The sequence below is a fragment of the Streptomyces sp. NPDC048172 genome (assembly GCF_043202595.1).
In the GTDB taxonomy this organism is placed as follows: Bacteria; Actinomycetota; Actinomycetes; order Streptomycetales; family Streptomycetaceae; genus Streptomyces.
The window spans coordinates 478,783-504,890 of record NZ_JBIDAT010000005.1 but is presented as its reverse complement, the minus strand read 5'-3'; the positions used below and the strand labels follow the sequence as shown (position 1 = coordinate 504,890).

General features: G+C 72.0%; 23 protein-coding genes, 1 tRNA gene and 1 pseudogene. 16 read left to right on the top strand and 9 right to left on the bottom strand.

Going from position 1 to position 26,108, the window contains the following annotated elements:
• Positions 1-35: 35 nt before the first annotated feature.
• The 4 genes and pseudogenes from ACGF3A_RS23955 to ACGF3A_RS23940 all read right to left on the bottom strand — a co-directional run bounded on the left by ACGF3A_RS23955 (position 36) and on the right by ACGF3A_RS23940 (position 3,647).
• Positions 36-557 (bottom strand): hypothetical protein, encoded by a 522-nt coding sequence (locus ACGF3A_RS23955; RefSeq protein WP_393732301.1) that lies wholly within the window; start codon positions 555-557, stop codon positions 36-38.
• Between the two features lie 1,231 nt (positions 558-1,788).
• A complete protein-coding gene (locus ACGF3A_RS23950; RefSeq protein WP_393732300.1) occupies positions 1,789-2,586 on the bottom strand; it encodes an SAM-dependent methyltransferase in 798 nt (265 codons plus the stop codon).
• A gap of 181 nt (positions 2,587-2,767) precedes the next feature.
• Positions 2,768-3,152 (bottom strand): annotated as a pseudogene (locus ACGF3A_RS23945) (DUF5753 domain-containing protein).
• Between the two features lie 407 nt (positions 3,153-3,559).
• Positions 3,560-3,647 (bottom strand) — tRNA-Leu (locus tag ACGF3A_RS23940).
• Positions 3,648-3,783: 136 nt separating this feature from the next.
• Between ACGF3A_RS23940 and ACGF3A_RS23935 the strand changes: the two genes are divergently transcribed.
• The 3 genes from ACGF3A_RS23935 to ACGF3A_RS23925 all read left to right on the top strand — a co-directional run bounded on the left by ACGF3A_RS23935 (position 3,784) and on the right by ACGF3A_RS23925 (position 6,596).
• Positions 3,784-5,106 (top strand): M20/M25/M40 family metallo-hydrolase, encoded by a 1,323-nt coding sequence (locus ACGF3A_RS23935; RefSeq protein WP_393732299.1) that lies wholly within the window; start codon positions 3,784-3,786, stop codon positions 5,104-5,106.
• A 155-nt stretch (positions 5,107-5,261) separates the two neighbouring features.
• The gene (locus tag ACGF3A_RS23930; protein WP_393732298.1) at positions 5,262-5,495 is read left to right on the top strand and encodes a chaplin; all 234 of its coding nucleotides are present in this window, start codon (positions 5,262-5,264) and stop codon (positions 5,493-5,495) included.
• 192 nt (positions 5,496-5,687) lie between these two features.
• Positions 5,688-6,596, top strand: a complete 909-nt coding sequence (locus ACGF3A_RS23925) for a chaplin (RefSeq protein ID WP_393732297.1) — start codon at positions 5,688-5,690, stop codon at positions 6,594-6,596.
• Positions 6,597-6,703: 107 nt separating this feature from the next.
• Here ACGF3A_RS23925 and ACGF3A_RS23920 read toward each other — a convergent pair whose 3' ends face one another.
• Positions 6,704-6,892: a DUF5703 family protein gene (locus ACGF3A_RS23920; protein ID WP_344534974.1), complete on the bottom strand. Its 189-nt coding sequence runs from the start codon at positions 6,890-6,892 to the stop codon at positions 6,704-6,706.
• A 47-nt stretch (positions 6,893-6,939) separates the two neighbouring features.
• Between ACGF3A_RS23920 and ACGF3A_RS23915 the strand changes: the two genes are divergently transcribed.
• Complete coding sequence (locus tag ACGF3A_RS23915) at positions 6,940-7,710, top strand: hypothetical protein (protein WP_393732296.1); 771 nt, start codon at positions 6,940-6,942, stop codon at positions 7,708-7,710.
• Between the two features lie 25 nt (positions 7,711-7,735).
• Here ACGF3A_RS23915 and ACGF3A_RS23910 read toward each other — a convergent pair whose 3' ends face one another.
• Together ACGF3A_RS23910 and ACGF3A_RS23905 are read right to left on the bottom strand one after the other, a co-directional pair.
• The gene (locus ACGF3A_RS23910; protein WP_393732295.1) at positions 7,736-9,784 is read right to left on the bottom strand and encodes a helix-hairpin-helix domain-containing protein; all 2,049 of its coding nucleotides are present in this window, start codon (positions 9,782-9,784) and stop codon (positions 7,736-7,738) included.
• Positions 9,781-10,782 carry an aldo/keto reductase gene (locus ACGF3A_RS23905; RefSeq protein ID WP_393732294.1) on the bottom strand — a complete coding sequence of 334 codons (1,002 nt, stop codon included), beginning with the start codon at positions 10,780-10,782 and terminating at the stop codon, positions 9,781-9,783. The genes ACGF3A_RS23910 and ACGF3A_RS23905 overlap by 4 nt, the downstream gene beginning before the upstream one ends.
• Positions 10,783-10,863: 81 nt before the next feature.
• Between ACGF3A_RS23905 and ACGF3A_RS23900 the strand changes: the two genes are divergently transcribed.
• Positions 10,864-11,913 (top strand): LLM class F420-dependent oxidoreductase, encoded by a 1,050-nt coding sequence (locus ACGF3A_RS23900; protein WP_393732651.1) that lies wholly within the window; start codon positions 10,864-10,866, stop codon positions 11,911-11,913.
• A 228-nt stretch (positions 11,914-12,141) separates the two neighbouring features.
• Complete coding sequence (locus tag ACGF3A_RS23895; protein WP_393732293.1) at positions 12,142-12,942, top strand: ferritin-like domain-containing protein; 801 nt, start codon at positions 12,142-12,144, stop codon at positions 12,940-12,942.
• A gap of 24 nt (positions 12,943-12,966) precedes the next feature.
• Here the strand turns inward: ACGF3A_RS23895 and corA are convergent, their stop codons facing one another.
• Positions 12,967-13,962 carry a magnesium/cobalt transporter CorA gene (corA, locus tag ACGF3A_RS23890; protein ID WP_393732292.1) on the bottom strand — a complete coding sequence of 332 codons (996 nt, stop codon included), beginning with the start codon at positions 13,960-13,962 and terminating at the stop codon, positions 12,967-12,969.
• A 72-nt stretch (positions 13,963-14,034) separates the two neighbouring features.
• On the opposite strand from corA, the gene ACGF3A_RS23885 reads away from it, so the two are divergent.
• The 4 genes from ACGF3A_RS23885 to mshC all read left to right on the top strand — a co-directional run bounded on the left by ACGF3A_RS23885 (position 14,035) and on the right by mshC (position 17,607).
• A complete protein-coding gene (locus ACGF3A_RS23885; RefSeq protein ID WP_393732291.1) occupies positions 14,035-14,733 on the top strand; it encodes a histidine phosphatase family protein in 699 nt (232 codons plus the stop codon).
• Between the two features lie 80 nt (positions 14,734-14,813).
• Complete coding sequence (locus ACGF3A_RS23880; protein ID WP_393732290.1) at positions 14,814-15,404, top strand: DUF3090 domain-containing protein; 591 nt, start codon at positions 14,814-14,816, stop codon at positions 15,402-15,404.
• A gap of 7 nt (positions 15,405-15,411) precedes the next feature.
• A complete protein-coding gene (locus tag ACGF3A_RS23875; protein WP_393732289.1) occupies positions 15,412-16,281 on the top strand; it encodes an SCO1664 family protein in 870 nt (289 codons plus the stop codon).
• 96 nt (positions 16,282-16,377) lie between these two features.
• Positions 16,378-17,607, top strand: coding sequence for a cysteine--1-D-myo-inosityl 2-amino-2-deoxy-alpha-D-glucopyranoside ligase (mshC, locus tag ACGF3A_RS23870; protein ID WP_393732288.1), 1,230 nt, complete (start codon positions 16,378-16,380; stop codon positions 17,605-17,607).
• A 374-nt stretch (positions 17,608-17,981) separates the two neighbouring features.
• Here the strand turns inward: mshC and ACGF3A_RS23865 are convergent, their stop codons facing one another.
• Positions 17,982-18,914, bottom strand: coding sequence for a PAC2 family protein (locus ACGF3A_RS23865; protein WP_393732287.1), 933 nt, complete (start codon positions 18,912-18,914; stop codon positions 17,982-17,984).
• Positions 18,915-19,114: 200 nt separating this feature from the next.
• Here ACGF3A_RS23865 and ACGF3A_RS23860 point away from each other — a divergent pair, with 200 nt between their 5' ends.
• The 6 genes from ACGF3A_RS23860 (at position 19,115) to ACGF3A_RS23835 (ending at position 26,081) form a co-directional block, all read left to right on the top strand.
• Positions 19,115-20,476 carry an enolase C-terminal domain-like protein gene (locus tag ACGF3A_RS23860; protein WP_393732286.1) on the top strand — a complete coding sequence of 454 codons (1,362 nt, stop codon included), beginning with the start codon at positions 19,115-19,117 and terminating at the stop codon, positions 20,474-20,476.
• Positions 20,473-21,270 carry an SDR family NAD(P)-dependent oxidoreductase gene (locus tag ACGF3A_RS23855; RefSeq protein WP_393732285.1) on the top strand — a complete coding sequence of 266 codons (798 nt, stop codon included), beginning with the start codon at positions 20,473-20,475 and terminating at the stop codon, positions 21,268-21,270. Before ACGF3A_RS23860 ends, ACGF3A_RS23855 begins: the two co-directional genes overlap by 4 nt.
• A 63-nt stretch (positions 21,271-21,333) precedes the next feature.
• Entirely contained in the window at positions 21,334-22,407 is a 1,074-nt protein-coding gene (locus ACGF3A_RS23850; protein ID WP_393732284.1) for a sugar ABC transporter substrate-binding protein, read from the top strand.
• Positions 22,404-24,041, top strand: coding sequence for a sugar ABC transporter ATP-binding protein (locus ACGF3A_RS23845; RefSeq protein WP_393732283.1), 1,638 nt, complete (start codon positions 22,404-22,406; stop codon positions 24,039-24,041). The genes ACGF3A_RS23850 and ACGF3A_RS23845 overlap by 4 nt, the downstream gene beginning before the upstream one ends.
• Positions 24,038-25,084, top strand: a complete 1,047-nt coding sequence (locus ACGF3A_RS23840) for an ABC transporter permease (RefSeq protein ID WP_393732282.1) — start codon at positions 24,038-24,040, stop codon at positions 25,082-25,084. Before ACGF3A_RS23845 ends, ACGF3A_RS23840 begins: the two co-directional genes overlap by 4 nt.
• A 7-nt stretch (positions 25,085-25,091) precedes the next feature.
• The gene (locus ACGF3A_RS23835) at positions 25,092-26,081 is read left to right on the top strand and encodes an aldo/keto reductase (RefSeq protein ID WP_393732281.1); all 990 of its coding nucleotides are present in this window, start codon (positions 25,092-25,094) and stop codon (positions 26,079-26,081) included.
• Positions 26,082-26,108: the final 27 nt, after the last annotated feature.

Below are 26,108 nucleotides of genomic sequence, written 5' to 3'. Positions count from 1 at the left end.
ACCTCTGTCCCTGCACCGCGATCATGCCGTCGGCATCACGGGGTCACAATCTTCTCGAAGCCCTCGCTCTGCTCCCAGCGCAGGTAGTACAGGCCGGAGTCGCTGTTGTAGAGGAACAGGACACGGCTGCCGTCATCATTGATGCTGGTGTCCTCCCAGCCGTCGAAATCCTTGGTGACGTTGATGTCCCAGTCGCTCAGCTTGCCCTGGGCCACACCTGCGATGGATTCGGTCGGAGGCTCGCCGTCCGAACAGTAACGGCCGAAGTCAGCGATCAGTGAGACGGTGCCGTTGGCCTCGGCGAGATCAACGCCCTGACAGCGGTCGGTCGTGGTCCGGTAGAGCGTGTGCCACTTGCTCCATGTCGTGGCCCCCGCCGCCTGATGGCGCTCCTGAACGCCAGTGCCCTTCACCAGACGTACGTGGACCGTGCGGCCGTCACTGAGCTTCAGCGTCGACTGGTAGGCGTCTTCGACCGAGGCGCCGGCCTTTGCCGCGGTTCCCTGCCCGGCCAGCGGGGCCCGGTGCTTGTCACCGGTCGATTCCTCCGCGCCCATAGCGCTGCCGTACCCGGCTACCAGCAGCCCGACCGTCGCTATCCCGACAAGTGCTGCGCGCGGCGCCCTGCGAATCCCCACGATCCGTCCCCCTGCACACTCGATACTGAGAGGTCGGTCACGGGGACGCCACACGCGCACAGCCGGTTCCGCCATGACGATGTTCCGTGCCTTCGTATGACGCCGTATATGCCGACGCGCCCCGGCCGCAGACCTCTTGACGTATCAAGCACGCAGCTGGAGGGCCTGCGGCAGGTAGCCGAGGCCGCCCCGAGGGCTGGGTGGGCCGGGCTGGTGCCTTGTTGGTGGCGGGGGGAGCGCGTATGCCTCGTTCGTGCATCAGCGGGAGTTCGCGTTGCGGGGTGGGGGGAGTCGGTGAGTGCGTCGTTGTGGCCGTTGTCGGTGGATGGGCTGCTCTTGTTGGCCACGGTCGGGTTGAGAAGCGGCCGGAGCGGCGGCGTGGGTCGAGGTGGGTGGTGGGGATGGGTGGTCCGGGGACGGTGATCCCTTGCTGGGGGAGGCGTTGGCGCAGGACTCGCGGCACCGTGAGGCTTATCAACGCCCCATCTCGGCGGAGACACTGCGGCGCGACCTGCACGTCGGGGCCCGCCATGCCCGTGAACTCGTCGCCGCCGTGCCAACCGACGGATAGCGGTCGTTGTGAGGCGTGAAGTCGGGTGGAGCACGTGGGTCAAGCATCAGCCGACCTGAGTGACTGCCCACTGGAGCCGTGCTGCGGGTGAGCCGTGTTGAAGGAGGGGGCACGGTTCGGGCACGTCCTTCGTGCCTCCTGTTGGTCGTAGGCTGCTTCCACCAGAGTGCAGGCCGGTTGGTGTTTTGCTCGACCATGAGGTGGAAATGTCCGAATCCCCATTAGTTGCTCAGAACGGCTTCCCGGCTTGGTAAACCGCCAGGTCAGCGAGACTGCTCCCCGCGCACGCGGGGATGGACCCCGCCGCAGCACCGAGGACGCGATCGAGTGGGCCTGCTCCCCGCGCACGCGGGGATGGACCCGTGCACGGCCAACAGATCCATCTTGAGCGCGGCTGCTCCCCGCACACACGGGGACCCCGGGCCTTCTCGGCAGCCGCGTACAGCGCCTCCTGCTCCCCGCGCACGCGGGGCGCGCTGACCGCTCTTGCGGCGCTGCCTCCGATTCGTCAGCCGCAACATTATGGGGGCAGGCTGCGGGAGTTCGGACAGGTGCGCTGTACGAGGGCTGGGGACGGGGTTACGGGATGCGTGCGACGCCGGCCCAGCCCGCTCGTTCTGCGACGGTGCCGGTGTCGGCGTTCGGTTTCCAGTGGGGGAGGGTGACGAAGCCCGGGGGGACCAGTTCGAGGTCGTCGAAGAAGTGCTGTGTCTTCTCGGGTGGGCGGAGGACGTAGGGGATGGCGCCGGAGGCGTTGTACTCCTCTTGTACGGCGCGGTGTTGTTCGTCGGCGGCGTCGGCGTGGCTGAGGGAGAGGTAGCTGTTCGGGGCGAGGGCCTCTACCAGACGGCGCACGAGGTTGAGTGCCTCGTCGAAGTCGACGATGTGTCCGAGGACGTCGTTGATGACCAGGCCGACGGGTTGCGTCAGGTCGAGGGTTTTGGCGGCGCCTGCCAGGATGACGTCGGTGTCGCGCATGTCGGCCAGGACGTAGTCCATGGCGCCTTCGGGGGTGCTCGCGCCCAGGGCGTGGACGTGCCGCAGGACCAGCGGGTCGTGGTCGACGTAGACCACTCGGGCCTCGGGGGCGAGGCGTTGGGCGACTTCGTGGGTGTTGTTGGCGGTGGGCAGGCCCGCGCCGACGTCGAGGAACTGCCGCAGGCCCGCCTCCTGGGTCAGCCATCGCACGGCGCGGACGAGGAAGTCCCGGGACTCCCGGGCCAGGGGAACGATGTTCGGATACCTCTCGCGGTAGGCGTCGCCCGCGGCCTTGTCGGCGGCGAAGTAGTCCTTTCCGCCGAGCCAGTGGTTGTACACGCGTGCGCTGTGGGGGACGGAGGTGTCGATGTCCGGAGGCAGCCTCGTCGGCTCGCTCATGAAAGCTCCTCTTTCGCTCGCTCGGGATCCGGCGCCAGGACGCAGGAGAAGTCCAGCAGGCGGCGGTACCCGGTGACGATGCTTTCCGCGTCCCAGACCTCGGCCGTGCTGGGCAGTTCGCCTTCGCGTACGACGTGGTCGGGAATCTCGGGGATCTCGGGGACCCTGACGCGGTACAGGGTCAGGGGGGCTTGTCGATCAGTGCGTGCGCCGGCCCGTCCAGTGGGTGGATCTGCAGGGTGACTTTGGGGTGTTCCGCTGCCTTGCCGAGTGCGTGGATCTGCTCGGCCATGATGTTCTCGTCGCCCACGCGCGAGTGCAGTGCGGCGGCGGCCATCAGGGCCCAGATGTGCGTCTGTTGCTCCCGCAGGTGTTCTTGACGCTCCAGCAGCAGTTCGGTTCTCGCGTCCTTGGCTTCGGGGGGGCAGGTCGGATTGCGGGATGTCCTCGACGGTACGGGCGTAGGCGGGGGTGTGCAGCAGGGCGGGGACGAGTGCCGGGTCCCAGATACGGACGACGCTGGCGGCGGACTCCACGCCCGTGAGGCCGAACTGCCAGGCGTCCATCGCCTCGCGCCACGGATGCCACCACCCGGGCTGACTCGCCTTGAACAACTGCCACTGGAACTCCTCGCGCCCGGCGGGCGAAGCCCCGTACGTCGTGAGGAGGGTGGTGATCCATGCAGGGTCAGGCGAGGTCACGGTCTTGTGTTCGCCCGGGGCGGGTGCACCCTCCGTGAGGGAGAGGCGCCCGGTGGTCCGCAGGACCCGGAGAAGGTGGCTGCTCGCTGGCGCCGCACGGGGCGTCGGCTGGTCCTCCCGGAGGGGGCTCGGATCCACGACTGGCGGGGCAGCAAGATCGCTTCGAGGGCCAGCCGGATCAGGCTCTCCTGCCTGACTTAAGCAAGATCATCCCTGTTGGCCACGCCGCAGAGGCGGAAAGCAAAAAACCCCTGGTCAACAGGGGTCTTAGCTGGTGTCGGGAGGGGGACTTGAACCCCCACGCCCTGTAAAGGGCACTAGCACCTCAAGCTAGCGCGTCTGCCATTCCGCCACCCCGACTGGTGGGCCGCCCGGCGCCGTGGCCGTTGCGACGAGGTAAACCTTAGCACTGGTTCGGGGTGTGGATCACCCGGCTCTTGGGGTGCGGGGCGGGGAGCGGGAGGATGGGGGCGTATCTGCGAGACGAGGAGGCAGTGTGAGCGCCGAGAGTAGCCCCCAGAGCAGCGCCGAGAGCGAGGTCGTCGAGCTGTGCCGCGATCTGATCAGGATCGACACCAGCAACTACGGGGGCAACGAGGGGCCCGGTGAGCGGGCCGCCGCCGAGTACGTGGCGGAGAAGCTCGCCGAGGTGGGGCTGGAGCCGCAGATCATCGAGTCCCGTCCGGGGCGGGCCTCGACGATCGCGCGGATCGAGGGGGAGGACACGTCCCGGCCCGCGCTGCTGATCCACGGGCACACGGACGTGGTCCCCGCGAACGCCGACGACTGGACGCACCACCCCTTCTCCGGTGAGATCGCGGATGGGTGCGTGTGGGGCCGTGGGGCCGTCGACATGAAGGACATGGACGCCATGACCCTCGCGGTCGTACGCGAGCGGCTGCGGACCGGGCGGAAGCCGCCGCGGGACGTCGTACTGGCGTTCCTCGCCGATGAGGAGGCGGGGGGCGTGTACGGGGCGCGGCACCTGGTCGACAACCACGCGGACCTCTTCGAGGGCGTGACGGAGGCGATCGGGGAGGTCGGCGGCTTCTCGTTCACCGTGAACGAGGACCTGCGGCTGTATCTGATCGAGACGGCCCAGAAGGGCATGCACTGGATGCGGCTCACCGTGGACGGCACGGCCGGGCACGGGTCCATGACCAACAACGACAACGCGATCACGGAGCTGTGCGAGGCCGTGGGGCGGCTGGGGCGGCACAGGTTCCCGGTGCGGGTGACCAAAACCGTACGGTCGTTCCTGGACGAGCTCTCGGACGCGCTCGGTGTCGAGCTGGACCCCGAGGACATGGAGGAGACCCTCGCCCGGCTCGGCGGCATCGCGAAGATCATCGGGGCGACGCTCCAGAACACCGCGGCCCCGACGCAGCTCGGCGCCGGGTACAAGGTCAATGTGATCCCCGGGCAGGCGACCGCGCACGTGGACGGGCGCTTCCTGCCGGGGCACGAGGACGAGTTCCTCGCGGACCTCGACCGGATCCTCGGGCCGCGTGTACGGCGGGAGGACGTGCACGCCGACAAGGCGCTGGAGACGTCGTTCGACGGCGCGCTCGTCGAGGCCATGCAGTCGTCGCTGAAGGCGGAGGATCCGATCGCGCGGGCCGTGCCGTACATGCTGTCCGGTGGTACGGATGCCAAGTCGTTCGATGATCTGGGTATTCGCTGCTTCGGGTTCGCGCCCCTCAAGCTTCCCCCGGAGCTCGATTTCGCGGGAATGTTCCACGGGGTGGACGAGAGGGTGCCGGTCGACGGACTTCAGTTCGGAGTCCGAGTGCTGGACCGATTCCTGGACCAGTGCTGAGCGGTTCCGCTGAAACGCAACTTCACGATTCGGCAGCCTGTGCCCATTCGACTGAGAAGAGTGAATGATTCCATAGGCTCGTAGCCCAATTCCTCCTTCCTCGTTACAGGTGGTGCGGTCCCCGGTGGGGACCGCATTGCCTACTAGGAGGAACAATGTTCAAGAAGGTCGTCGCCGCAGCGGCCGCCACCGGCGGTCTTGTTCTCGCGGGCGCGGGTGTGGCCGTTGCCGACTCCGGTGCGCAGGGTGCTGCTGTCGGTTCCCCGGGCGTCCTGTCCGGCAACAACATCCAGGCGCCGATCCACATCCCGGTGAACGCCTGCGGCAACACCATTTCCGTCGTCGGTCTGCTGAACCCCAGCTTCGGCAACACCTGCGTCAACTCGTGATCTCACGCATCGTCTAGAAGTCCGATGCGACTGATGAGGACGTGAAGCCCGAGCGGCCCCGGAGTGCGTGCCATGCACTCCGGGGCCGTCGGGTCTTCGCGGGTCTTCGGGGAGGGGCGGGAGTACGGAAAGGGCCTCCCCCTGAGATTTCGTACGGCACATCGCGAGGCAATCGCGGGAGGGGAACCAAGCATGCGACAGGTCACCAAGAAGGGCCTGATCACGGTGGCGGCGGCGAGCGGGGTGCTCGCCATGACGAGCGGAACGGCGTTCGCGGACTCGGACGCCAGGGGTGGGAGCGAACGGTCGCCGGGGGTGCTGTCCGGCAACTCGGTGGAGCTGCCGGTGGACGCGCCCGTGAACGTCTGCGGCAATTCCGCGGACGTGGCCGGGGTGCTCAACCCGGCGACGGGCAACGGATGCGGGAACGGGGACGGGAACGGCGGCGGGAACGGGGGCGGCCAGGAATCCGGTTCCGGCGCGCACGCCCACGGCGGGACCTCGGACTCGCCGGGCGTCGGCTCCGGCAACTCCGTCCAGGTCCCGGTCGACCTGCCGGTCAACGTCTGCGGGAACTCCGTGGACGTCGTCGGCATCGGCAGCCCGGCGGCGGGCAACGGCTGCGGGAACGAGGAGTCCCCGGGCAACGGCGGCCCGGGCGGGCCCGGTGGGCCCGAGGAGCCGGGGGGCGGGACGCCCTCCCAGCCGAACGAGCCGGGCGGTCCGGGCAACCCCGGTGGCCCCGGCGAGCCGCACTCGCCGGAGCAGCCCGGCAATCCCCCCGCGGGGCAGACGCCCGGCGGGCCGGAGCAGCCGCTGCCGTGGGAGACCCCGGGGGACGACGACGTGGTCCACGGGTCCTCGCAGCCCGAGGCCCCGGCGGCGCCCGGGGCGTCCAGGGCACCGGCGCGCGCCGCGTCCGCGGTGAGCGCCCCCGGCACCGGGACCGGGACCGGGGCCGAGGCGGCCGCCCCGGAGCGAGGCGAGCTCGCGCAGACCGGCTCCGGCGCGCAGCTCGGGGTCGTCGCCCCGTTCGGCGTCGGGATGGTGCTCGGCGGTTACGTGCTCTACCGGCGCTCGCGCCCCGCCGCACGCCGCTGAGTTCCGGCGCGCGACCCCACACACACCACAGAACGGAGCGGGCCCCGTGCACAGCGCACGGGGCCCGCTCCGTCGTACGTCAGTCGCACGTCACTCGCACGTCACCCTCACCAGGTGGCCCGGAGCTGGCGGATGATCCGGCGGCGCAGCCGCACGCGCCGGCTGCCGTCGGGGTACAGCCGGGTACGGGCCAACTCCCACTGCCCGTACTCGGCATGGTCGGTCAACAGTCGCGTCGCGGCCTTGCGGGAGACACCGCGAGGGACATACACATCGCGAAATTCGTATTCCGGCATCTCATCTATTGTGCGGGCAGTGCCTGTCTGCGGATAGCGTCTGCACTATGTCTGATGCTGCGCAGCCCACCGCTGCCGACGTACGCGCCGCCGCCGAGGCGGTCAAAGCCGCGCTGGACCGGCACCTCGAAGCGGTCGAGCGACGGGCGGGGGAGTCCGGCGACGCCGAACAGCGGGAGGCCGCCGCGCTCGACTCCGCCGTCTACGCCGCGTTCGACGAACTGGCCGCCGCGGGCGAGGCGTACGACGAGCTGCTCTACGAGGTCTACGACGAGGTCACCCCCTTCGAGATCCCCAGCAGCGACACCCTCCCCGCCTACGCGGGACCCGAGTCGCCGAGCGCGCTCAGCGTGCTGCTGCGGCGGGACTACACCGTGACGGAGCCGCACCGGCTCCTCTCCCAGGCCCAGCGGGTCGCCGACCTCGATCCGGAGGCGGCGGAGGGCGACGGGGTCGAGGGCACCTCGGCGGGCAGCAGCGTGCACGCCGCGCTCGGCGTGCTCTTCGGTGAGTACGAGGCGGACGAGATCGCCACCCGGCACAAGGAGTTCGGCCTGGAGGAGGGCGACTCCACGCTGTGGGTGCTGGCGGGCGACGAGCCGAGCGAGCCGGGGGAGTGGCTCTCCGCCCCGTTCGACCAGGTCGATCCCGAGCGGGTGGTCTGCCGCTTCGACGTCAGCTCGGTCTTCGACGAGGGCGACCTCGGCCCGGACACCGGCCTGGACCTCGACGTGGACGAGGAAGAAGAAGACGCGGAGGACGAGGACGTCGAGGACGAGCTGGAGGAGGTCGTCCTCGACGACGACCGGGACCGCTAGCCGGGATCGCCAGCCGGACCGGCAGTCAGCCCTCCGCCGGGTCCTGCTCCGGGTTCTGCTCCCGGGCCGCCGCGGCCGCCGCCCGCTCCGCCTCCTCGCGGAGGACCGCCTCCAGCAGCGTGCGCAGGCGGGTGGCGCGCTCGGGGGCGTGCACGGAGGCGACGGCGCGGGGGAGGGCCTCACCCGCGCCGTGGACGACCGACAGGTGCCGCTCGCCGCGGCCGAACGCGGTGTAGACCCACTCGCGGGTGAGCGCGCCCGTCGCGTCGCCGGGAAGCACCACGACGGCCGCGGGCCAGCGCATGCCCGCCGCCTGGTGCGCGGTCACCGCCCAGCCGTGCCGCACCGTCTCGGTGACCCGCTCACGGGGCACCGTGACGGACTGCCCGGCGCAGTCCAGCCGCAGTCCGGCCTCGTCGGCGGAGACCACCGTGCCCGCCGTCGTACGCCCCGGGGCCGGGGAGTGGGCAACGCGGTCGCCCGGGTCGAAGCCGCCGAAGCGGCCCGGGCCCGGGTTGAGCCTCTCCTTCGCCGCCGCGTTGAGCGCGCGGGTGCCCGCCGCGCCGCCGTGGCCCGGGGTGATGACCTGGGTCTGCTCGGCGGGGACGCCGATCGCGCGGGGCACGGAGTCGGCGAGGAGCTGCACCGTGCGGTGCACGGCCTCGCCCGCGTCCCGCACGGGGACGATCACGACCTCCTTGCCGGGCGCCTCCACCTGGTTCAGCTCGCCGATGCCGATGCCTGAGACCAGCTCGCCGACGGGGCCCGGGTCGGGCGTGCGCGAGGCGATCTGGGGGCAGAAGCGCGCGGCGAGCAGGTCCTTGAACACCTGCCCGGGGCCCGCGGAGCCGAGCTGGCCCGGGTCGCCGCTGAGCACCAGCCGGGCGCCGTCCCTGAGCGATTCGACGAGGGCGGCCGCCGTCTCGGTGTCGAGCTGCGGGGCGTCGCAGACGATGAGCAGGTCGAGGTCCCAGGCCCCGTCCTCGTCGCGCCCCGGGCCCTCGCGCCCGGCCAGCAGCCCGGCCACGGTCACGACACCCGCGCCGGATTCCTCGGCGCCGCCGTCCTGTCCCTCGGCGCCGGGGGACGTCAGCTCCTCCAGTCGCGCGCGTCCGTTCTCCGCGTGCGTCGCCACGTACGCCCGGACGCCCAGCGCGCGGGACGCGGCCAGCAGCGCGGCGGGCTCGGCGCGGGCCGCCTCGCCGCCGGTGTGCGCGACGAGGCCGTGGCCGGCCGACGCGGTGATCAGCTCGGCGGCGGAGGGCGAGGGGGCATTCTGCGCGGCCTCCGCCCAGGCGGCGGCGTCAGGCCCTGCCCCGTCCCCGCCGTCCGGCGTGAACGTGCTGGTCAGACGGGCGAAGCCGTCGGCGAGGCTCTCCTCCGCCAGCGCGTACCTGTCCAGGCCCACGAGCATCTTGACCGGCCTCTCCGGGCCGTCCTCCCCGTCCTCGCTCTCCTCCTCCGGGGGCGTGGGGACGGGGCCCGCGTCCAGCGCGTCCTCGAAGACGAGCGCCGCGCCCGCCTCGATGGCGCCGCGCACCGCCTCGTCCGGCTCCGGGACCGCGTGCTGGGAGAGGCCCTTGGCGAGGGCCTCGGGCTCCAGCGCGGTGTGCCCGGAGAGGGCGGCGCGCTCCAGGAGCCAGACGACCAGGGCCTCGGCGCGGCGCGGGTCGTCCGGACCGCACTCGTCACCCAGCAGCGCGCGGGCGAAGCCGTCGGCCTGCTCGGGGCGGACGCCGGGGAGGGCGAGCAGCTGCCAGGGGTCGGCCCGCAGCACCTCGGCCGCGCCCTCGCCCAGGGCCTCCACGGCGCGCCGGGCCAGCGCCTCGGGGGCGCCGCCCTCGGTGAGCACCGCGCGGACCTCGTCCGGAACCGTGACGGGCCCGCCAGTGCCGTCCGCGGCCTCCGGGCCGCCCGGCGCGGGGACGGTGGGGCGCGCGGCGGGCCGCTCAGGGCGGGCCGGGCGCTGGGGGCGCGAGGGCTGGGGCTCGGCGAAGAACGAGGCGGCGGAGCGCTCGCCGCTCTCCACCGCGCGGACCGCCGCGAGGAGTTCCGCTGCCTTGTCGTCCGTCACAGCTCGCTCCAGTCATGGTCGGGGTAGCGGTGCACAGGCGCCGACACGTCGTCCAGCGCCTGGCAGATTTCTTCAGGAAGACTAAGACCCTCCACTGACAATGCCGCCGCGAGCTGCTGCGACGTGCGCGCGCCGACGATCGGCGCGGTGACCCCCGGGCGGTCCCTGACCCAGGCGAGCGCCACCTGGAGCGGGGGCAGCGCGAGCCCGTCCGCCGCTATCGTCACCGCGTCGACGATCCGCCCCGCCGTCTCGTCGAGGTACGGCTCCACGAACGCCGCGAGGTGCTCCGAGGCCCCGCGCGAGCCCGCGGGCGGCGGACCCGCCTGGCGGTACTTGCCGGTGAGCACGCCGCGCCCGAGCGGCGAGGACGGCAGCAGTCCGACGCCCAGGTCCAGCGCCGCGGGCAGCACCTCGCGCTCGATGCCGCGCTGCAGCAGCGAGTACTCCATCTGCGTGCTGGCCAGCCGCGTGCGCGTGCCCGGCCCCGCGAGCTGCCAGGTCGCCGCCTTGGCGAGCTGCCAGCCGGAGAAGTTGGACACCCCGGCGTACCGGGCGCGGCCGCTGCTCACCGCGATGTCGAGGGCCTGGAGCGTCTCGTCGAGCGGCGTCACCGGATCGAAGGCGTGCACCTGCCACAGGTCGACGTGGTCGGTGCCCAGCCGGTCCAGCGAGGCGTCGAGCGCGGCGAGGAGATGGCCGCGCGAGCCGTCGAACCTGCGGTCGGGGTCGGGCACGCTGCCCGCCTTCGTCGCGATCACCAGGTCGCGGCGGGGCACCAGGTCGAGGAGGCGTCCGAGCAGATATTCGGCGCCCCCGTCCGCGTACACGTCGGCGGTGTCGACGAGCGTGCCGCCCGCCTCCCAGAAGGTCTTGAGCTGGTCGGCGGCGTTCCGCTCCGCCGACGTGTGGTCACCCGTGCCACGCGCCCAGTTGAGAGTGCCGAGTCCGATCCGGGATACGCGCAGGCCAGTGCGGCCGAGGTGCCTTAGCTCCATGGGCGTTGAGCGTACTTGTGGCGGGCGCTAGAGTCCGGGGGGTCAGGGACATTACTGATCAGTAAGGGGAGCGGGATGCAGATGCGGCTGGGCATCAACCTGGGCTACTGGGGCGCGGGCATGGACGCCGACAATCTCGCCGTCGCGCAGGAGGCGGACCGGCTCGGTTACGCGGTCTGCTGGGCCGCCGAGGCGTACGGCTCGGACGCGGCAACGGTGCTCACCTGGGTGGCGGCGCACACCGAGAACATCGACATCGCGTCCGGCATCTTCCAGATCCCCGCGCGCACCCCGGCGATGACGGCCATGACGGCCGCCACGCTCGACTCGCTCTCCAAGGGCCGCTTCCGGCTCGGCCTCGGCGTGTCGGGGCCGCAGGTCTCCGAGGGCTGGTACGGCGTGAAGTTCGACAAGCCCCTGGCCCGCACCCGCGAGTACGTCGACATCATCCGCAAGGCCATGTCCCGCGAGCGCCTCAGCTACGAGGGCGAGCACTGGACGCTGCCGCTGCCGGACGGCCCCGGCAAGCCGATCAAGCTGACCGTGCACCCGGAGCGCGAGGAGATCCCGCTCTACATCGCCGCCATCGGGCCGAAGAACCTGGAGCAGACGGGCGAGATCGCCAACGGCGTGCTGCTGGTCTTCTTCTCGCCCGAGCACGCCGAGGAGACCACCCTCCAGCACCTGCGCACCGGGCGCGCCGCCGCCGGGAAGACCATGGAGGGCTTCGACGTCTGCCCGACCGTCCCGCTCGCCGTGGGCGACGACGTCGACGCGCTGGCCGACCTCTTCCGCCCGTACACCGCGCTGTACGTCGGCGGCATGGGCAGCCGGAAGCAGAACTTCTACAACAAGCTCGCGCAGCGCATGGGCTACGAGAAGGCCGCCGCCGAGATCCAGGACAAGTACCTGGCGGGCGACAAGGAGGGCGCCGCCGCGGCCGTACCGCAGGAGCTGATCGACTCCACCACGCTGCTGGGCCCGGTCGAGCGGATCTCGGACCGGATGCGCGCGTACGCCGAGGCCGGGGTGACCACCCTGTCGCTCGCCCCGGCGGGCTTCACGCTGGACGAGCGGCTCGCCTCGCTCCGCGCCGGGATGGAGGCCCTGGACCGCGCCGGGCTGGCCTGAACCGCCCCGGGCGCGGCCCGGACATGCCTGCGGCCGTGGTGGGGGCTCGGGGGTCTTCCCCGCCACGGCCGTCACCGAGCACAACGCTCCGCGACCGTCCGGGGTTACGCGCCCGTCGGCACCCGCTCGCTCCTTCTTTCGGCGCAGATCCGCGCCCTACCTGTTGCCGGAACGCGTGTCTCGCATTTGACTCGTTCTTTGCGGATGTCGTGTACGGAGGTGGCAGTGATGCTCTCGGCGAAGAGTCTGTTCCAGGAGATCCACGACAACGACGAGTCGTTCCGGCTCTTCTGTTCCATCGCGGCCAGCGGTGAGGCGCAGGGTGGCTGGGAGAACGGCCGCATCGCGGCCCTCGTCCCGGAGAGCCAGCGGGGCCTCGCGCCCAAGATCGTGCGGCACGGTGCCGACGAGGACAAGCACGGCCGGATCTTCACCGCGCTGCTGCGCAAGCGCGGCCTGGAGCCGGGCGAGGTGCCCGAGGACACCGACTACACGATGCTGCTGGAGGGCCTCGGCATCGGCCTGGCCCACGAGAAGCTGCGCGCCGACGAATCCCTCTCGGAACGCGACATCCTCACGTACCTCGCGCACAGCCGCGTCACCGAGCAGCGGGCCGCCGAGGAAATGATCATGCTGCGGAAGATCTTCGGGGACCACCCGGACCTCGGCCGCGCCGTCAAGATGATCTCGAACGACGAGGACAACCATCTCGCCTACTGCCACGAGGAGTTGCTGCGGCTCGCCCGCGAGGGGCACGGCCGCGCCATCCAGGCGGTGCTGCGCGAGTGCGCCCTCGCGGAGATCAGGGTCTACCGGGACGTGAGCCTCGCCGTGATGGGCCGGATGGGCACCATCCTCGGCTGGTCCCGGCTCAAGGCGGGCCTGCTGGCCCTGGGGATCCACGGACGCTACGTGTACGAGCGGCTCGGCGGCTGGCGCCGGATGGTCAGCCTCAGAATGCCGGAACGGCGCGACGCGCTCGGCGGCCGGACGGGACCGGAGCCGGGACCGGCACCCGAGTTCGCCTGACCCGCGCCCGTACGGCCGTACGGGTCAGACCCAGCCCCGGCGCTTGAACACCCGGTACAGCACGAGACAGACCGACACGATCAGCAGCAGCACGGCCGGGTAGCTCCACACCCAGTGGAGCTCCGGCATGTGCTCGAAGTTCATCCCGTAGATCCCGGCGATGGCGGTGGGCACCGCGAACATCGCGGCCCAGGCCGAGATCTTGCGCATGTCGTCGTTCTGGCGCACGCCCATCTGCGCCAGATAGGCCGACAGGACGTCCGACAGCAGCCGGTCGATGTTCTCCACCTGGTCGTTGACCCGCGTCAGATGGTCGCTCACGTCCCGGAAGAACGGCCGCGAGCCCTCGTTCACATACGGCACCCCGCCGTCCGCCAGCCGGGCCATGGGCTCGCTCAACGGGCCCGTCGCGCGGCGGAACTCCAGGGCCTGGCGCTTGAACGCGTAGATACGGCTGGCCGTTCCCGCGTCCACGCGGCGCTGCTGCGGCGCGAACACGTCCTCCTCCAGCCCGTCCAGGTCGTCGTGGAAGGCGGCGGCGACCTCCAGGTAGTTGTCCACCACCGCGTCGCTGACCGCGTACATCACGGCCGTCGGCCCGTGCTGCAGGACGGCGGGGTCCTCCTCCAGCCGCTTGCGCACCTCGGCCAGCGGATTGGCCTTGCCGTGCCGCACGGTCACCACGAACGCGTCGCCGACGAAGAGCATCAGCTCGCCCGTCGAGACGGCCTCCTCGCTCTCCTCGTACGCCACCGGCTTGAGGACGAGGAAGAGGGAGTCGGCGTAGACCTCCAGCTTGGGCCGCTGGTGCGCGGAGAGCGCGTCCTCGACCGCCAGCGGGTGCAGCCCGAAATCGCGGGTGACGCGCGCGAACTCCTCCTCCGTCGGCTCGTAGAGCCCGATCCACAGGAAGGCGCCGGGCGTCGCACGCGCCGACTCCAGCGCCGTCGAGTAGTCGCTGGGGCGCTCCGTGCGGTGCCCGTCGCGGTAGAGGGCACAATCGACGATCACCCTCGCCATTGTCGTACGCCCTCGCGGGGGCACAAGTGGACGAACGACGCCACGGGTCCTGCCTCGCTTAGGGTGGCAGCCATGCCCACGCTGATCCTCGTACGGCACGGCCGCTCCACGGCGAACACCTCCGGGGTGCTCGCCGGACGTACGCCCGGCGTCGCCCTGGACGACCGCGGCCAGGAACAGGCCGCAGCCCTGCCCGGCAGGCTCGACGGGCTGCCCCTCGCGGCGGCCGTCAGCAGCCCCCTCCAGCGCTGCCAGGAGACGCTGGCCCCGCTGCTCGCCGCGCGCCCGGACCTGCCGTCGCACACCGAGGAGCGGATCACCGAGTGCGACTACGGGGAGTGGAGCGGGCGCAAGCTCGCGGAGCTGAACGACGAGCCGCTGATGACGACGGTGCAGCAGCACCCCTCCGCGGCCGCGTTCCCCGGCGGCGAGTCCCTGCGCGCCATGCAGACCAGATCGGTCGAGGCCGTACGGGAGTGGAACGCGCGGATCGAGGCCGAGCACGGGGCCGACGCGCTCTATCTGATGTGCGCGCACGGTGACATCATCAAGTCCGTCGTGGCCGACGCGCTCGGCATGCACCTCGACCTCTTCCAGCGCATATCCGCGGGCCCCTGCTCGCTCACCGTCATCACCTACACCCCGCTGCGCCCCTTCCTGCTGCGGCTGGGCGACACCGGAGAGCTCGGCTCCCTGGCCCCGCCCGCCGCGGACCCCGCCGACACCGGCGCCGCCGAGCGGGGCACCGCGGCCGTGGGGGGCGGAGCGTAGGCGTGATGATCGTCGCGCAGTAGGGTGCCAGTGTCCGGATCCCCAAGCACAACTCACCGTCGACTTCAACGGAGCAGGACGTGTCCCGTCAGGTGTTCCTGTACGACCCGCCAGACCGGTTCATCGCCGGCACGGTCGGGTTGCCTGGCCGCCGCACCTTCTTCCTCCAGGCCACCGCGGGCGGCCGCACCACGAGCGTGGCCCTGGAGAAGGCACAGGTCGAGGCGCTCGCCGAGCGGATCGACGAGCTGCTCGACGAGGTGGTGCGCCGCTCCGGCGGCAACGCCCCGGTCCCGGCCGTGGCGCCCTCCGAGGTCGACGACACGGCGCCGCTGGAGACCCCCGTCGAAGAGGAGTTCCGGGTCGGCACCATGGCCCTGGCCTGGGACGGCGAGGGCGAACGGATGGTCGTGGAGGCACAGGCCATCGTCGAGCTGGAGCCCGACGCCGACGAGGACCTCGCGGACGCCGAGGAGCGGCTGCTCCAGGACGACGAGAACGGGCCCCCGATGCTCCGGGTCCGGATCAGCGGCAGCATGGCCCGCTCCTTCGCCAAGCGGGCGCTGGAGGTCGTGAACGCCGGACGTCCGCCGTGCCCGCTGTGCAGCCTGCCGCTCGACCCGGAGGGACACGTATGCCCGCGCCAGAACGGATACCGCCGCAGCGAATGAGCAGCGTATGAGCGGGGGCGGTGCCGAACCGGCGGGGGAGGCCGTACGGACCCTCCTCGCCGAGGGCACGCTCACGGTGCGCGGCCGTATCCGCGACGCCTCGAACGCGGTCCTGTACGGCGTGGTCGAGCGCGGCGGCGAGAGCCTGCCCTGCGTCTACAAGCCGGTGCGCGGCGAGCGCCCGCTGTGGGACTTCCCCGACGGCAACCTGGCGATGCGCGAGGTCGCCGCGTACGAGGTCTCCCGCGCCACCGGCTGGGACCTGATCCCCGCGACGGTGCTGCGCGACGGGCCGTACGGGGAGGGCATGTGCCAGGTGTGGGTCGGGCCGCTCCCGGACGCGGAGAGCGAGGACGGCCAGGACGGGGAGTCCGAGGACGGCCAGGACGAGGAGGAGCCGCTGCTCGCGCTCGTCGAGGCCGAGGAGCCCGGCGAGGGCTGGAAGGCCGTCGGCTTCGCGGACGTCGGCGGCGGACGTACGGCGCTGCTGGTGCACGCCGACGACGCGCGGCTGCGGCGCCTCGCGGTCCTGGACGCCGTCCTCAACAACGGGGACCGCAAGGGCGGCCATCTGCTCCGCCCGTCCGGCGGGCGGCTCTGGGCGATCGACCACGGCGTCTCCTTCCACGTCGACGACAAGCTGCGCACCCTGCTGTGGGGCTGGGCGGGCGACGCACTGACCCCGGAGGCCGTGGAGGTGCTGCGCGGGCTGTCCGGCGTGCTCGCCGAGGGCGCCCCGCTCGCCACCCGGCTGGCGGAACTGCTCACGGGGCCCGAGGTCGACGCCGTACGCAAGCGGACCGAGGCCATGCTCAGCTCCGGGCGGCACCCGCTGCCCAGCGGGGACTGGCCCGCGATTCCCTGGCCGCCGGTGTGAGCGCGGCCGGGCGGCGTTGAAACCCCGGACAGGGCCCGTGTAGATCACACGCATCCGGCCCGTATGGAGAACAGCTGTCCGGGTTAGGCTCATGACATGCATGCCTGGCCCGCTTCCGAGGTCCCCGTCCTGCCTGGCCAGGGCCGCGACCTCGACGTCCACGACACCGCGACCGGCGGACGGGTGACCCTCGCCCCCGGTCCTGTCGCCCGTATCTACGTCTGCGGCATCACGCCGTACGACGCGACCCACCTGGGGCACGCGGCGACGTACAACGCGTTCGACCTCGTGCAGCGCGTGTGGCTCGACAACAAGCGGCAGGTTCACTACATACAGAACGTCACCGACATCGACGATCCGCTCCTGGAGCGGGCCGTCGCCAACGGTGACGACTGGACCGAGCTCGCCGAGCGCGAAACCGCCCTCTTCCGCGAGGACATGACGGCCCTTCGGATGCTGCCGCCCCGTCACTTCGTCGGCGCCGTCGAGTCGATCCCCCAGATCGTGCCGATGGTCGAGCGGCTGCGTGACATGGGCGCGGCGTACGAGCTGGAAGGCGACATCTACTTCTCCGTCGAGTCCGACGCCCACTTCGGCGGAGTCTCGCACTACGACGCGGAAACGATGCGGCTGCTCTCCGCCGAGCGTGGCGGCGACCCCGAGCGGCCCGGCAAGAAGAGCCCCCTCGACCCCATGCTCTGGATGGCGGCGCGCGAGGGCGAGCCGTCGTGGGACGGCGCCTCGCTCGGCCCAGGGCGGCCCGGCTGGCACATCGAGTGCGTGGCCATCGCCCTGGAGCACCTCGGCATGGGCTTCGACGTCCAGGGCGGCGGCTCCGACCTCGTCTTCCCGCACCACGAGATGGGCGCCTCGCACGCGCAGGCGCTGACCGGCGAGTTCCCCTTCGCCAAGTCGTACGTGCACGCGGGGATGGTCGCGCTGGACGGCGAGAAGATGTCGAAGTCCAAGGGCAACCTGGTCTTCGTCTCGGCGCTGCGCCGCGAGGGCGTGGACCCCGCCGCGATCCGCCTCGTGCTGCTCGCGCACCACTACCGGGCGGACTGGGAGTACACGGACGCGCTGCTGGAGGAGGCCACGGCGCGGCTCGCGCGCTGGCGCGCCGCCGTCTCGCGGCCGGACGGTCCGGCGGCGGAGGAGCTGGTGGCGGAGGTGCGGGCCGCGCTCGCGGACGACCTCGACGCGCCGGCCGCTCTCGCGGCGGTCGACCGCTGGGCGGCCTCGCAGGAGCGTTCGGGCGGTACGGACGAGGGGGCGCCGGGCCTTGTGTCCCGGACCGTCGACGCACTGCTGGGCGTGGCCCTGTAGCCCTCTGTGGCTGAGGGAGCCCCTGCTTTGCTTTTGCTGCTGAGCAGGGGCTGCCCCGCGCTGCGCTTCGCAGGCTGCGGGTGCGTGAGGGCTTGTCGCGCAGTTCCCCGCGCCCCTGCTTCTCCCTCCGCCCTGCGAAGCTTGGGAAGTCTGCGCAAGGCGCAGGGTTGGCAAGCGCAGCCCACTTCGCCGGGTGCCCTGCGTAACGGGGCCGGGTTCGGGTTGCCCCGGGCTGTGGTTCGCGGGCTGCGGCCGCGTCGTGGCTTGGCGCGCAGTTCCCCGCGCCCCTAATCGGGCAAGCCCGAAAGTCTTGGACCGGTCGCGCCCACGCGGCGGAGCCGCAAATCGATACAGCCCCGCGCCCCTGAAGGGGCCTACTCGTCGGGGTCGTCGGAATCGTCGGGTGACTCGGGGCCCAGCTCAGGTTGAGGGGGTTCGCCCGAGGGCTTGGGGGAGCCGTCTCGGCGACGGAGGTAGCGTTCGAACTCCTTCGCGATGGCCTCGCCGGACGCTTCCGGGAGCTCGGCCGTGTCGCGGGCCTCCTCCAGGGACTGCACGTACTCGGCGACCTCACTGTCCTCGGCGGCCAGTTGGTCGACGCCGAGCTGCCACGCGCGGGCGTCCTCCGGGAGTTCGCCCATGGGGACGCGGATGCCGAGCAGGTCCTCCAGGCGGTTGAGGAGGGCCAGGGTCGCCTTCGGGTTCGGCGGCTGCGAGACGTAGTGCGGGACGGAGGCCCAGAGGCTGGCGGCGGGGACGCCCGCGTGGGTGCAGGCCTCCTGGAGGATGCCGACGATGCCCGTCGGGCCCTCGTAGCGGGACTCCTCCAGGCTCATGCTCCGGGCCAGGTCGGGGTCGGACGTCACGGCGGTCACCGGGACGGGGCGGGTGTGCGGGGTGTCGCCGAGCAGTGCGCCCATCACCACGACCATCTCGACGCCCAGCTCGTGCGCGAAGCCCAGGATCTCGTTGCAGAACGAGCGCCAGCGCATGCTCGGTTCGATGCCCTTCACCAGCACCAGGTCGCGCTGGCGGCCCTGGCCGTCCGCGTCGTCCACGCGCACGACCGAGAGCCGTGTCGTGGGCCAGGTGACCTTGCGGACGCCGCCGTCCAGCCAGACCTGGGGACGGTTGACCTGGAAGTCGTAGTAGTCCTCCGCGTCGAGCGCGGCGAAGACCTCGCCCTTCCACTCGCGCTCCAGATGGCTGACCGCGGTGGAGGCGGCGTCACCGGCGTCGTTCCAGCCTTCGAACGCGGCCACCATGACTGGGTCGACCAGCTCGGGAACCCCCTCCAGCTCGATCACCCAGCGCCTCCTTCCGGCCGGAGGAGAGCCCCTCGCTCCGCCCCCGGCAGCCGTTCTCAGTTCCTGCTGACCTACGCGGTCGTTCCGTGCGGGCCCAGCCTACGGCGTGACGGTGCCCCCTCCGCAGCCCCCGCACGCGTCCTGATTCCTGCTGCACACCCCTGGACGCCGTGGAGGTGACACGGCTATACATCGGACCTATGAACAGAGGTCCGATGTATCGCGTCACCGGGGTCGAGGTCCACGACATTCGTTTCCCCACCTCGGAGCAGCTCGACGGCTCGGACGCCATGAACCCCGATCCCGACTACTCCGCCGCCTATGTGGTCCTGCGCACCGACGCGCCGGACGGCCACGAAGGGCACGGGTTCTGCTTCACCATCGGCCGCGGGAACGACGTCGTCGTCGCCGCCATCGACGCGCTGCGGCCGTACGTCGAGGGGCGCCCCCTGGACGCCGTCACCGGCGATCTCGGCGGCCTGCACCGCGAGTTGACCCATGACTCGCAGCTGCGCTGGCTCGGGCCCGAGAAGGGCGTGATGCACATGGCGGCGGGCGCCGTCGTCAACGCCGCCTGGGACCTCGCCGCCAAGCGCGCCGGGCAGCCGCTCTGGGCCCATCTCGCCTCGCTCAGCCCCGAGGAGCTCGTCGGCCTCGTCGACTTCCGCCACCTCACCGACGCGCTCACGCCCGACGAGGCGCTGGAGCTGCTGCGCGCCGCCGAACCGGGGCGGGCCGAGCGCGCCGCCGCGCTGCGCGCGCGGGGCTACCCCGCCTACACCACCTCGCCCGGCTGGCTCGGCTACTCCGACGAGAAGCTCGTCAAGCTCGCCCACCAGGCCGTCGCCGACGGCTTCACCCAGATCAAGCTGAAGGTCGGCGCCGACCTCGACCACGACATCCACCGGATGCGGCTCGCGCGCGAGGCCGTCGGCCCCGGCGTCCGTATCGCCGTGGACGCCAACCAGCGCTGGGACAGGGACGAGGCCGTGCGCTGGATGAGCGCGCTGGCCGCGCACGACCCGTACTGGATCGAGGAGCCCACCAGTCCCGACGACATCCTCGGCCACGCCGCCGTGCGCGCCGGGCAGCCCGTGAAGGTCGCCACGGGGGAGCACGTGGCCAACCGGATCGTGTTCAAGCAGCTCCTCCAGGCGGGCGCCGTGGACTTCGTCCAGATCGACGCGGCACGCGTCGCCGGGGTCAACGAGAACCTCGCGATCCTGCTGCTCGCCGCGAAGTTCGGCGTGCCCGTCTGCCCGCACGCGGGCGGGGTCGGGCTCTGCGAACTGGTGCAGCACCTGGCGATGTTCGACTACGTCGCCGTCTCGGGCACCACCGAGGACCGGGTCATCGAGTACGTCGACCATCTGCACGAGCACTTCACCGACCCCGTGGTCGTACGGGACGGGCGCTACCAGGCGCCCAGCGCGCCCGGCTTCTCCGCCCGCATCCGGCCCGAGTCGGTCGAGGCCCACCGCTATCCCGACGGCGCGGTCTGGCGGGAACGCGCCCCACGCGACGAACCGGCCGAGCGCGACGAACCGGAGGTACCCCGATGACCCAGCACCCGCACCCCGCACGCGACTTCGAGGACGTCCCCGCGCTCGTCACCGGCGGCGCCTCCGGCATCGGGGCCGCCGTCGCCGCCGCGCTGCGCGACAGGGGCGCGCGCGTCGCCGTGCTCGACCGGGAGCCGACCGGCGCGCCCGAGGGCACCCTCGCGCTCAAGGCGGACGTCACCGACGACGCGGCCGTACGTGCCGCCGTGGACCGCGCGGCGGACGAACTGGGCGGGCTGCACGTCGTGGTCGGCAACGCGGGCATCGGCGCCGTCGGCACCGTCGCCGACAACGACGACGCCGAGTGGCAGCGCGTCCTCGACATCAACCTGATGGGCCTGGTCCGTACGGACCGCGCGGCACTGCCCCATCTGCGGCGTGCCGCCGAGGAACGGCCCGGGCGCGTCTCGATCACCCACACCTGCTCGATCGCGGCCACGGCCGGGCTGCCGCAGCGCGCGCTGTACTCGGCGAGCAAGGGCGCCGTCCTCTCGCTGACCCTCGCCATGGCCGCCGACCACGTGCGCGAGGGCATCCGCGTGAACTGCGTGAACCCCGGCACCGCCGACACCCCCTGGATCGGTCGGCTGCTGGACCAGGCCGACGACCCGGCCGCCGAGCGGGCCGCGCTGGAGGCGCGCCAGCCCACCGGGCGGCTGGTCGGCGCCGACGAGGTCGCCGACGCCGTCGCGTACCTGGCGAGCCCCCGCTCGGCCGCCGTGACCGGCACCGCGCTCGCCGTGGACGGCGGCATGCAGGGCCTGCGGCTGCGACCGGCCGGGCCGGACGACTGACGGACAGCACCACGCGATCCCCCCCCATCCCCCTCCCGAGGACCCCGAGGACAGGACGACCTCATGCGACCGCACACGCGCACCGCTCGTACGACGCGCACCCTCCGTACCACCGGCGCCGTCTCCTGCGCCGTGCTCCTGACAGCCGCCGCGCTCGCGGGCTGCAACCGGGGCAGCGAAGGCGGAGCCGCCGCCAAGGGCAAGGTCGGCATCGACATGCCGCGCACCGACACCGACTTCTGGACCGCCTACCAGGGGTACGTCAAGAAGGGCGTCGGCAAGGGCACCGTGGACGCGCTGCCCCTGTCCAACTCCCAGAACGACGTCTCCAAGCTCGTCACCAACGTCCAGGCGTTCAGCGACCAGGGCGCCAAGGCCGTCGTGATGGCGCCGCAGGACACCGGCGCGATCGCCTCGACCCTGGAGAACCTGGAGGAGAAGGACGTCCCCGTCGTCAGCGTCGACACCCGCCCCGACAAGGGCAAGGTCTACATGGTGGTGCGCGCAGACAACCGTGCCTACGGGCGCAAGTCCTGCGAGTACCTGGGCGAGAAGCTGGGCGGCAAGGGCCGCGTCGCCGAGCTCCAGGGCGATCTGAGCTCGATCAACGGGCGCGACAGGTCGCAGGCGTTCGCGTCCTGCATGAAGAAGAAGTACCCGAAGATCAAGGTGCACGAGCTGCCGACCAACTGGGACGGCAAGGAGGCGTCCGGCAAGCTCCAGAGCCTGCTCGCCCAGCACCGCGACCTCGACGGCATCTACATGCAGGCGGGCGGCGCCTTCCTGCAGCCCACCCTCGCCCTGCTGGAGCAGAAGAAGCTTCTTAAGAAGGCGGGCGAGAAGGGCCACATCGCGATCATCTCCAACGACGGCATCCCCGAGGAGCTGGACGCGATACGCAAGGGCAAGATCGACGCGACCCTCTCCCAGCCCGCCGACCTCTACGCCAAGTACGCGCTGGAGTACGCGAGGGACGCGCTGGACGGCAAGAAGTTCAAGCCGGGCCCGACCGACCACAAGTCGAAGATCATCAAGCTGAAGAACGGCCTGGAGGACCAGCTCCCCGCGCCCCTCGTCACCAAGGAGAACGTCGACGACAAGGGGCTGTGGGCCAACCAGATGGACAAGAAGAAGTGACCGGGCCCGGCACCCGTACGGCGGACCCGCCCGCCGCCGTCCACGCCGAGGGCGTCGTCAAGCGGTACGGGGCGACGCTCGCGCTGGACGGCGTCGGCCTGACCGTACGGCCCGGCGAGGCGCACGCGCTGGTGGGGCGGAACGGCGCCGGCAAGTCCACGCTCGTCTCCGTCCTCACCGGCATGAACCGCCCCGACGAGGGCCGGATCACCTTCCACGGCGAACCGGCCCCGCACCACGGCGACACCGAGGCGTGGCGCTCCCGCGTGGCCTGCGTCTACCAGCGCTCCATGGTCGTCCCCGAGCTGACCGTCGCCGAGAACCTCTTCCTCAACCGCTTCCCCGGCGGCCCCCGCATCCGCTGGCCCGAGCTGCGCGCGCGGGCCAGGGAACTGCTGGGGGAGTACGGCGTGGAGGTGGACCCGGCCGCGCGCACCAAGGACCTCGGCGTCGAACAGCGGCAGTTCGTGGAGATCGCGCGGGCCCTCTCCTTCGGCGCCCGTACGGTCATCCTGGACGAGCCGACCGCGCAGCTCGACGCGGGCGGCATCGAGCGGCTCTTCGACAAGCTGCGCGAACTGCGCGAGCAGGGCGTCGCGTTCCTGTTCATCTCGCACCACCTCCAGGAGGTCTACGAGCTGTGCGACACGGTGACCGTCTACCGTGACGCCCGGCACGTGCTGACCGCGCCCGTGGCCGAGCTGCCCCGGCGCGAGCTGGTCGCCGCGATGACGGCCGAGGAGGGCGAGGCGGGCGAGGACGGCCAGGGCGGCCAGGGCGGTCCGGAGCGCGCTTCGCGTGCCGAGGGCGGCGCCGCGGCGCCCGTCTTCCAGTCCGCGGGCGTCTCGGCCGACAGCGGCCCCGTGCTGCGCACCAGCGGGCTCGCCCTGGAGGGCGAGTTCGAGGCCGTGGACCTGACCGTCCGCGCGGGCGAGGTCCTGGGCCTCGCCGGTGCCACCGCGAGCGGCAACACCGCGATCGGCGAGACCCTGGCCGGGCTGCGCCGCCAGAGCGGCGGGACGGTGACCGTACGGGACCGTGCCGTACGGCCCGGGAGCGTGCCGCACGCGCTCGACGCGGGCATCGGCTACGTCCCCGAGGACCGGCACGTCCAGGGCCTCGTCCCGCAGCGCAGCGTCGCGGAGAACGCGACCCTGACCGTCGCCGACCAGCTCGGGCGCTGGGGCGCCGTACTGCCGTCCCGTACGCGGGAGTTCGCCCGCAAGATGATCACGTCGCTGGACATCAAGACGTCGGGGCCCTCGCAGCCCGTCTCCGGGCTCTCCGGCGGCAACCAGCAGAAGGTCGTCATCGCCCGCGCGCTCGCCCGCGACCCGCGCGTCCTGGTCGCCATCAGGCCCACCGCGGGGGTGGACGTGAAGTCCAAGGACGCGCTCCTCGGCGTCGTCCGCGAGGTCGCCGACCAGGGGCGTGCCGCGCTCATCGTCTCCGACGAGCTGGACGACCTGCGGGTGTGCGACAGGGTGCTCGCGCTCTTCCACGGGCGCGTCGTCGCGGAGTACGGCACCGGATGGAGCGACCAGGAGCTGGTCGCGGCGATGGAAGGCATGACCGAACAGGACGGCACGTCCGGACAGGACCGCGCGGAAACGCCGGAGGGGAACGCATCATGACCGACACAGCCCAGCCGTCGGCCCGCGAGCTGGCGGACGGCCTCGACAGCGCGCAGGAGGAACGCCAGCGGCCGAAGCTGGACTTCGCCCGCTGGCGCGACCTGTCCCTGGTGCCGGTCATCCTCGTCCTCGGACTGATCGGCTTCATCGTCTCGCCCGCCTTCCTCACCACCGACAACCTCGTCGGCGTCGTCCAGCAGTCCACGGAGCTGGGGCTGCTCGTCCTCGGCCTCGCGCTCGTGCTGATCTGCGGCCGTATGGACCTCTCCCTGGAGTCCACCCTGGGCGTCGCGCCGGTCGTCGCGATGTGGCTGGTGCTGCCGGCGGAGGGCAACAGGTTCCACGGGCTCGGCCTCTTCCCCACCTGGATGGCCATTCCGCTCTGCCTCGCCGTGGGCGCGCTCATCGGCGGCACCAACGGCTTCCTGATGCTCAAGCTGCGCGTGAACGGGTTCATCGCGACCCTCGGCATGCTCACCATGCTGCGCGGCCTGCACGTCGGCATCTCGGAGGGGCAGTCGATCGTCAACGTGCCCGACTCGTTCCGCTACCTCGGCAAGGCCGACTGGCTGGGCGTACCCGCGGCCGTATGGCTCTGCCTGCTGCTGTACGCGGCGGCCGGGCTCTTCCTGGCGTACATGCGGCACGGGCGCGCCCTCTACGCGATCGGCGGCAATCCGGAGGCGGCCCGCGCGGCGGGCATCCGTACGGACCGCATCACCTGGATCGTGCTCGCCCTGGCGGGAGTTCTGGCCGCCTTCGCCGGGATCCTCTACACGGGCCACTACGGCTCGGTCTCCGCGAGCCAGGGCGACGGCTGGATCTTCCAGGTGTTCGCCGCGGCCGTCATCGGCGGCATCGGGCTGCGCGGCGGCCGGGGCACGGTCTTCGGCGCGCTGACGGGTGTGCTCACCCTCCAGCTCGTCGTCAACGTGATGACGCTCGGCGGGGTGCCGCCGCTGTGGAACCAGTTCCTCAACGGCATGATCATCATCGTCGCGCTGATCATCTCCCGGTTCGCCAGCGGCGAGCGCCAGGAGTGACCCGCTGATGGCGAACCCCCCGGTGCCCCCGCTCGGCACCCCGCGCCTGGGCCTGGGCTGCGCGCAGCTCGGGAATCTCGCGGCCTCCATGGAGGAGGACCGGGCGCGGGCTGTCGTGCGCACCGCGCTGGAGCTCGGCTGCACGTACCTCGACACCGCGCCGCACTACGGCGTCGGGCTCTCCGAGGAGCGGCTCGGCCGGGCCCTGGCCGGTGTGCCCCGCGAGACGTACACGCTCTCCACCAAGGTCGGCCGCCGGCTGCGCCCCGTCGTGGCGGGCGAACGCCCGCCCGCCGAGGGCTTCGTGGACACCCCGGCACGGGCCCGCGAGTGGGACTTCACCGCCGACGGCATCCGCCGCACCCTGGAATCCTCCCTGGAGCGCCTCGGCACGGACCATGTCGACATCGTCTATCTGCACGACGTGGAGCACCATCTGCGCGAGGTGTACGAGTCCGGGTTCCCGGCGCTCGCCGCGCTGCGCGCGCAGGGCGTGGTGCGGCACATCGGCTTCGGCATGAACTTCAGCGACGTCCTGGCCCGGCTGGTCGCCGACCTGGACGTCGACGTGGTGCTGTGCGCGGGCCGCTGGACGCTGCTCGACCGCTCCGCGTACGACGACCTGCTGCCCGTGTGCGAGCGGCGCGGCACGGCCGTCGTGGCGGGCGGCGTCTACAACTCCGGGCTGCTCGCCGACCCACGCCCCGGGGCGCACTACGACTACGCCCCGGCCGCGGCCCCGCTCGTGGACCGGGCCCGCCGGATGGCGGAGGTGTGCGCCCGGCACGGCGTGCCGCTGCGCGCCGCCGCGCTGCGCTTCCCCTTCGGGCACCCGGCGGTCGTCTCGGCCGTGGTGGGGGCCTCGTCGGCGGACGAGGTGCGTGACAACGTACGGCTGTCCGGGCTGACCGTCCCGAGCGCGCTGTGGGGGGACCTGGTCGCCGAGGGCCTGCTGGACGACGACCTGCCGCTGCCGGGGGAGGCTCCGCTGACGTGAAGGCTCCGCTGACATGAAGGCTCCGCT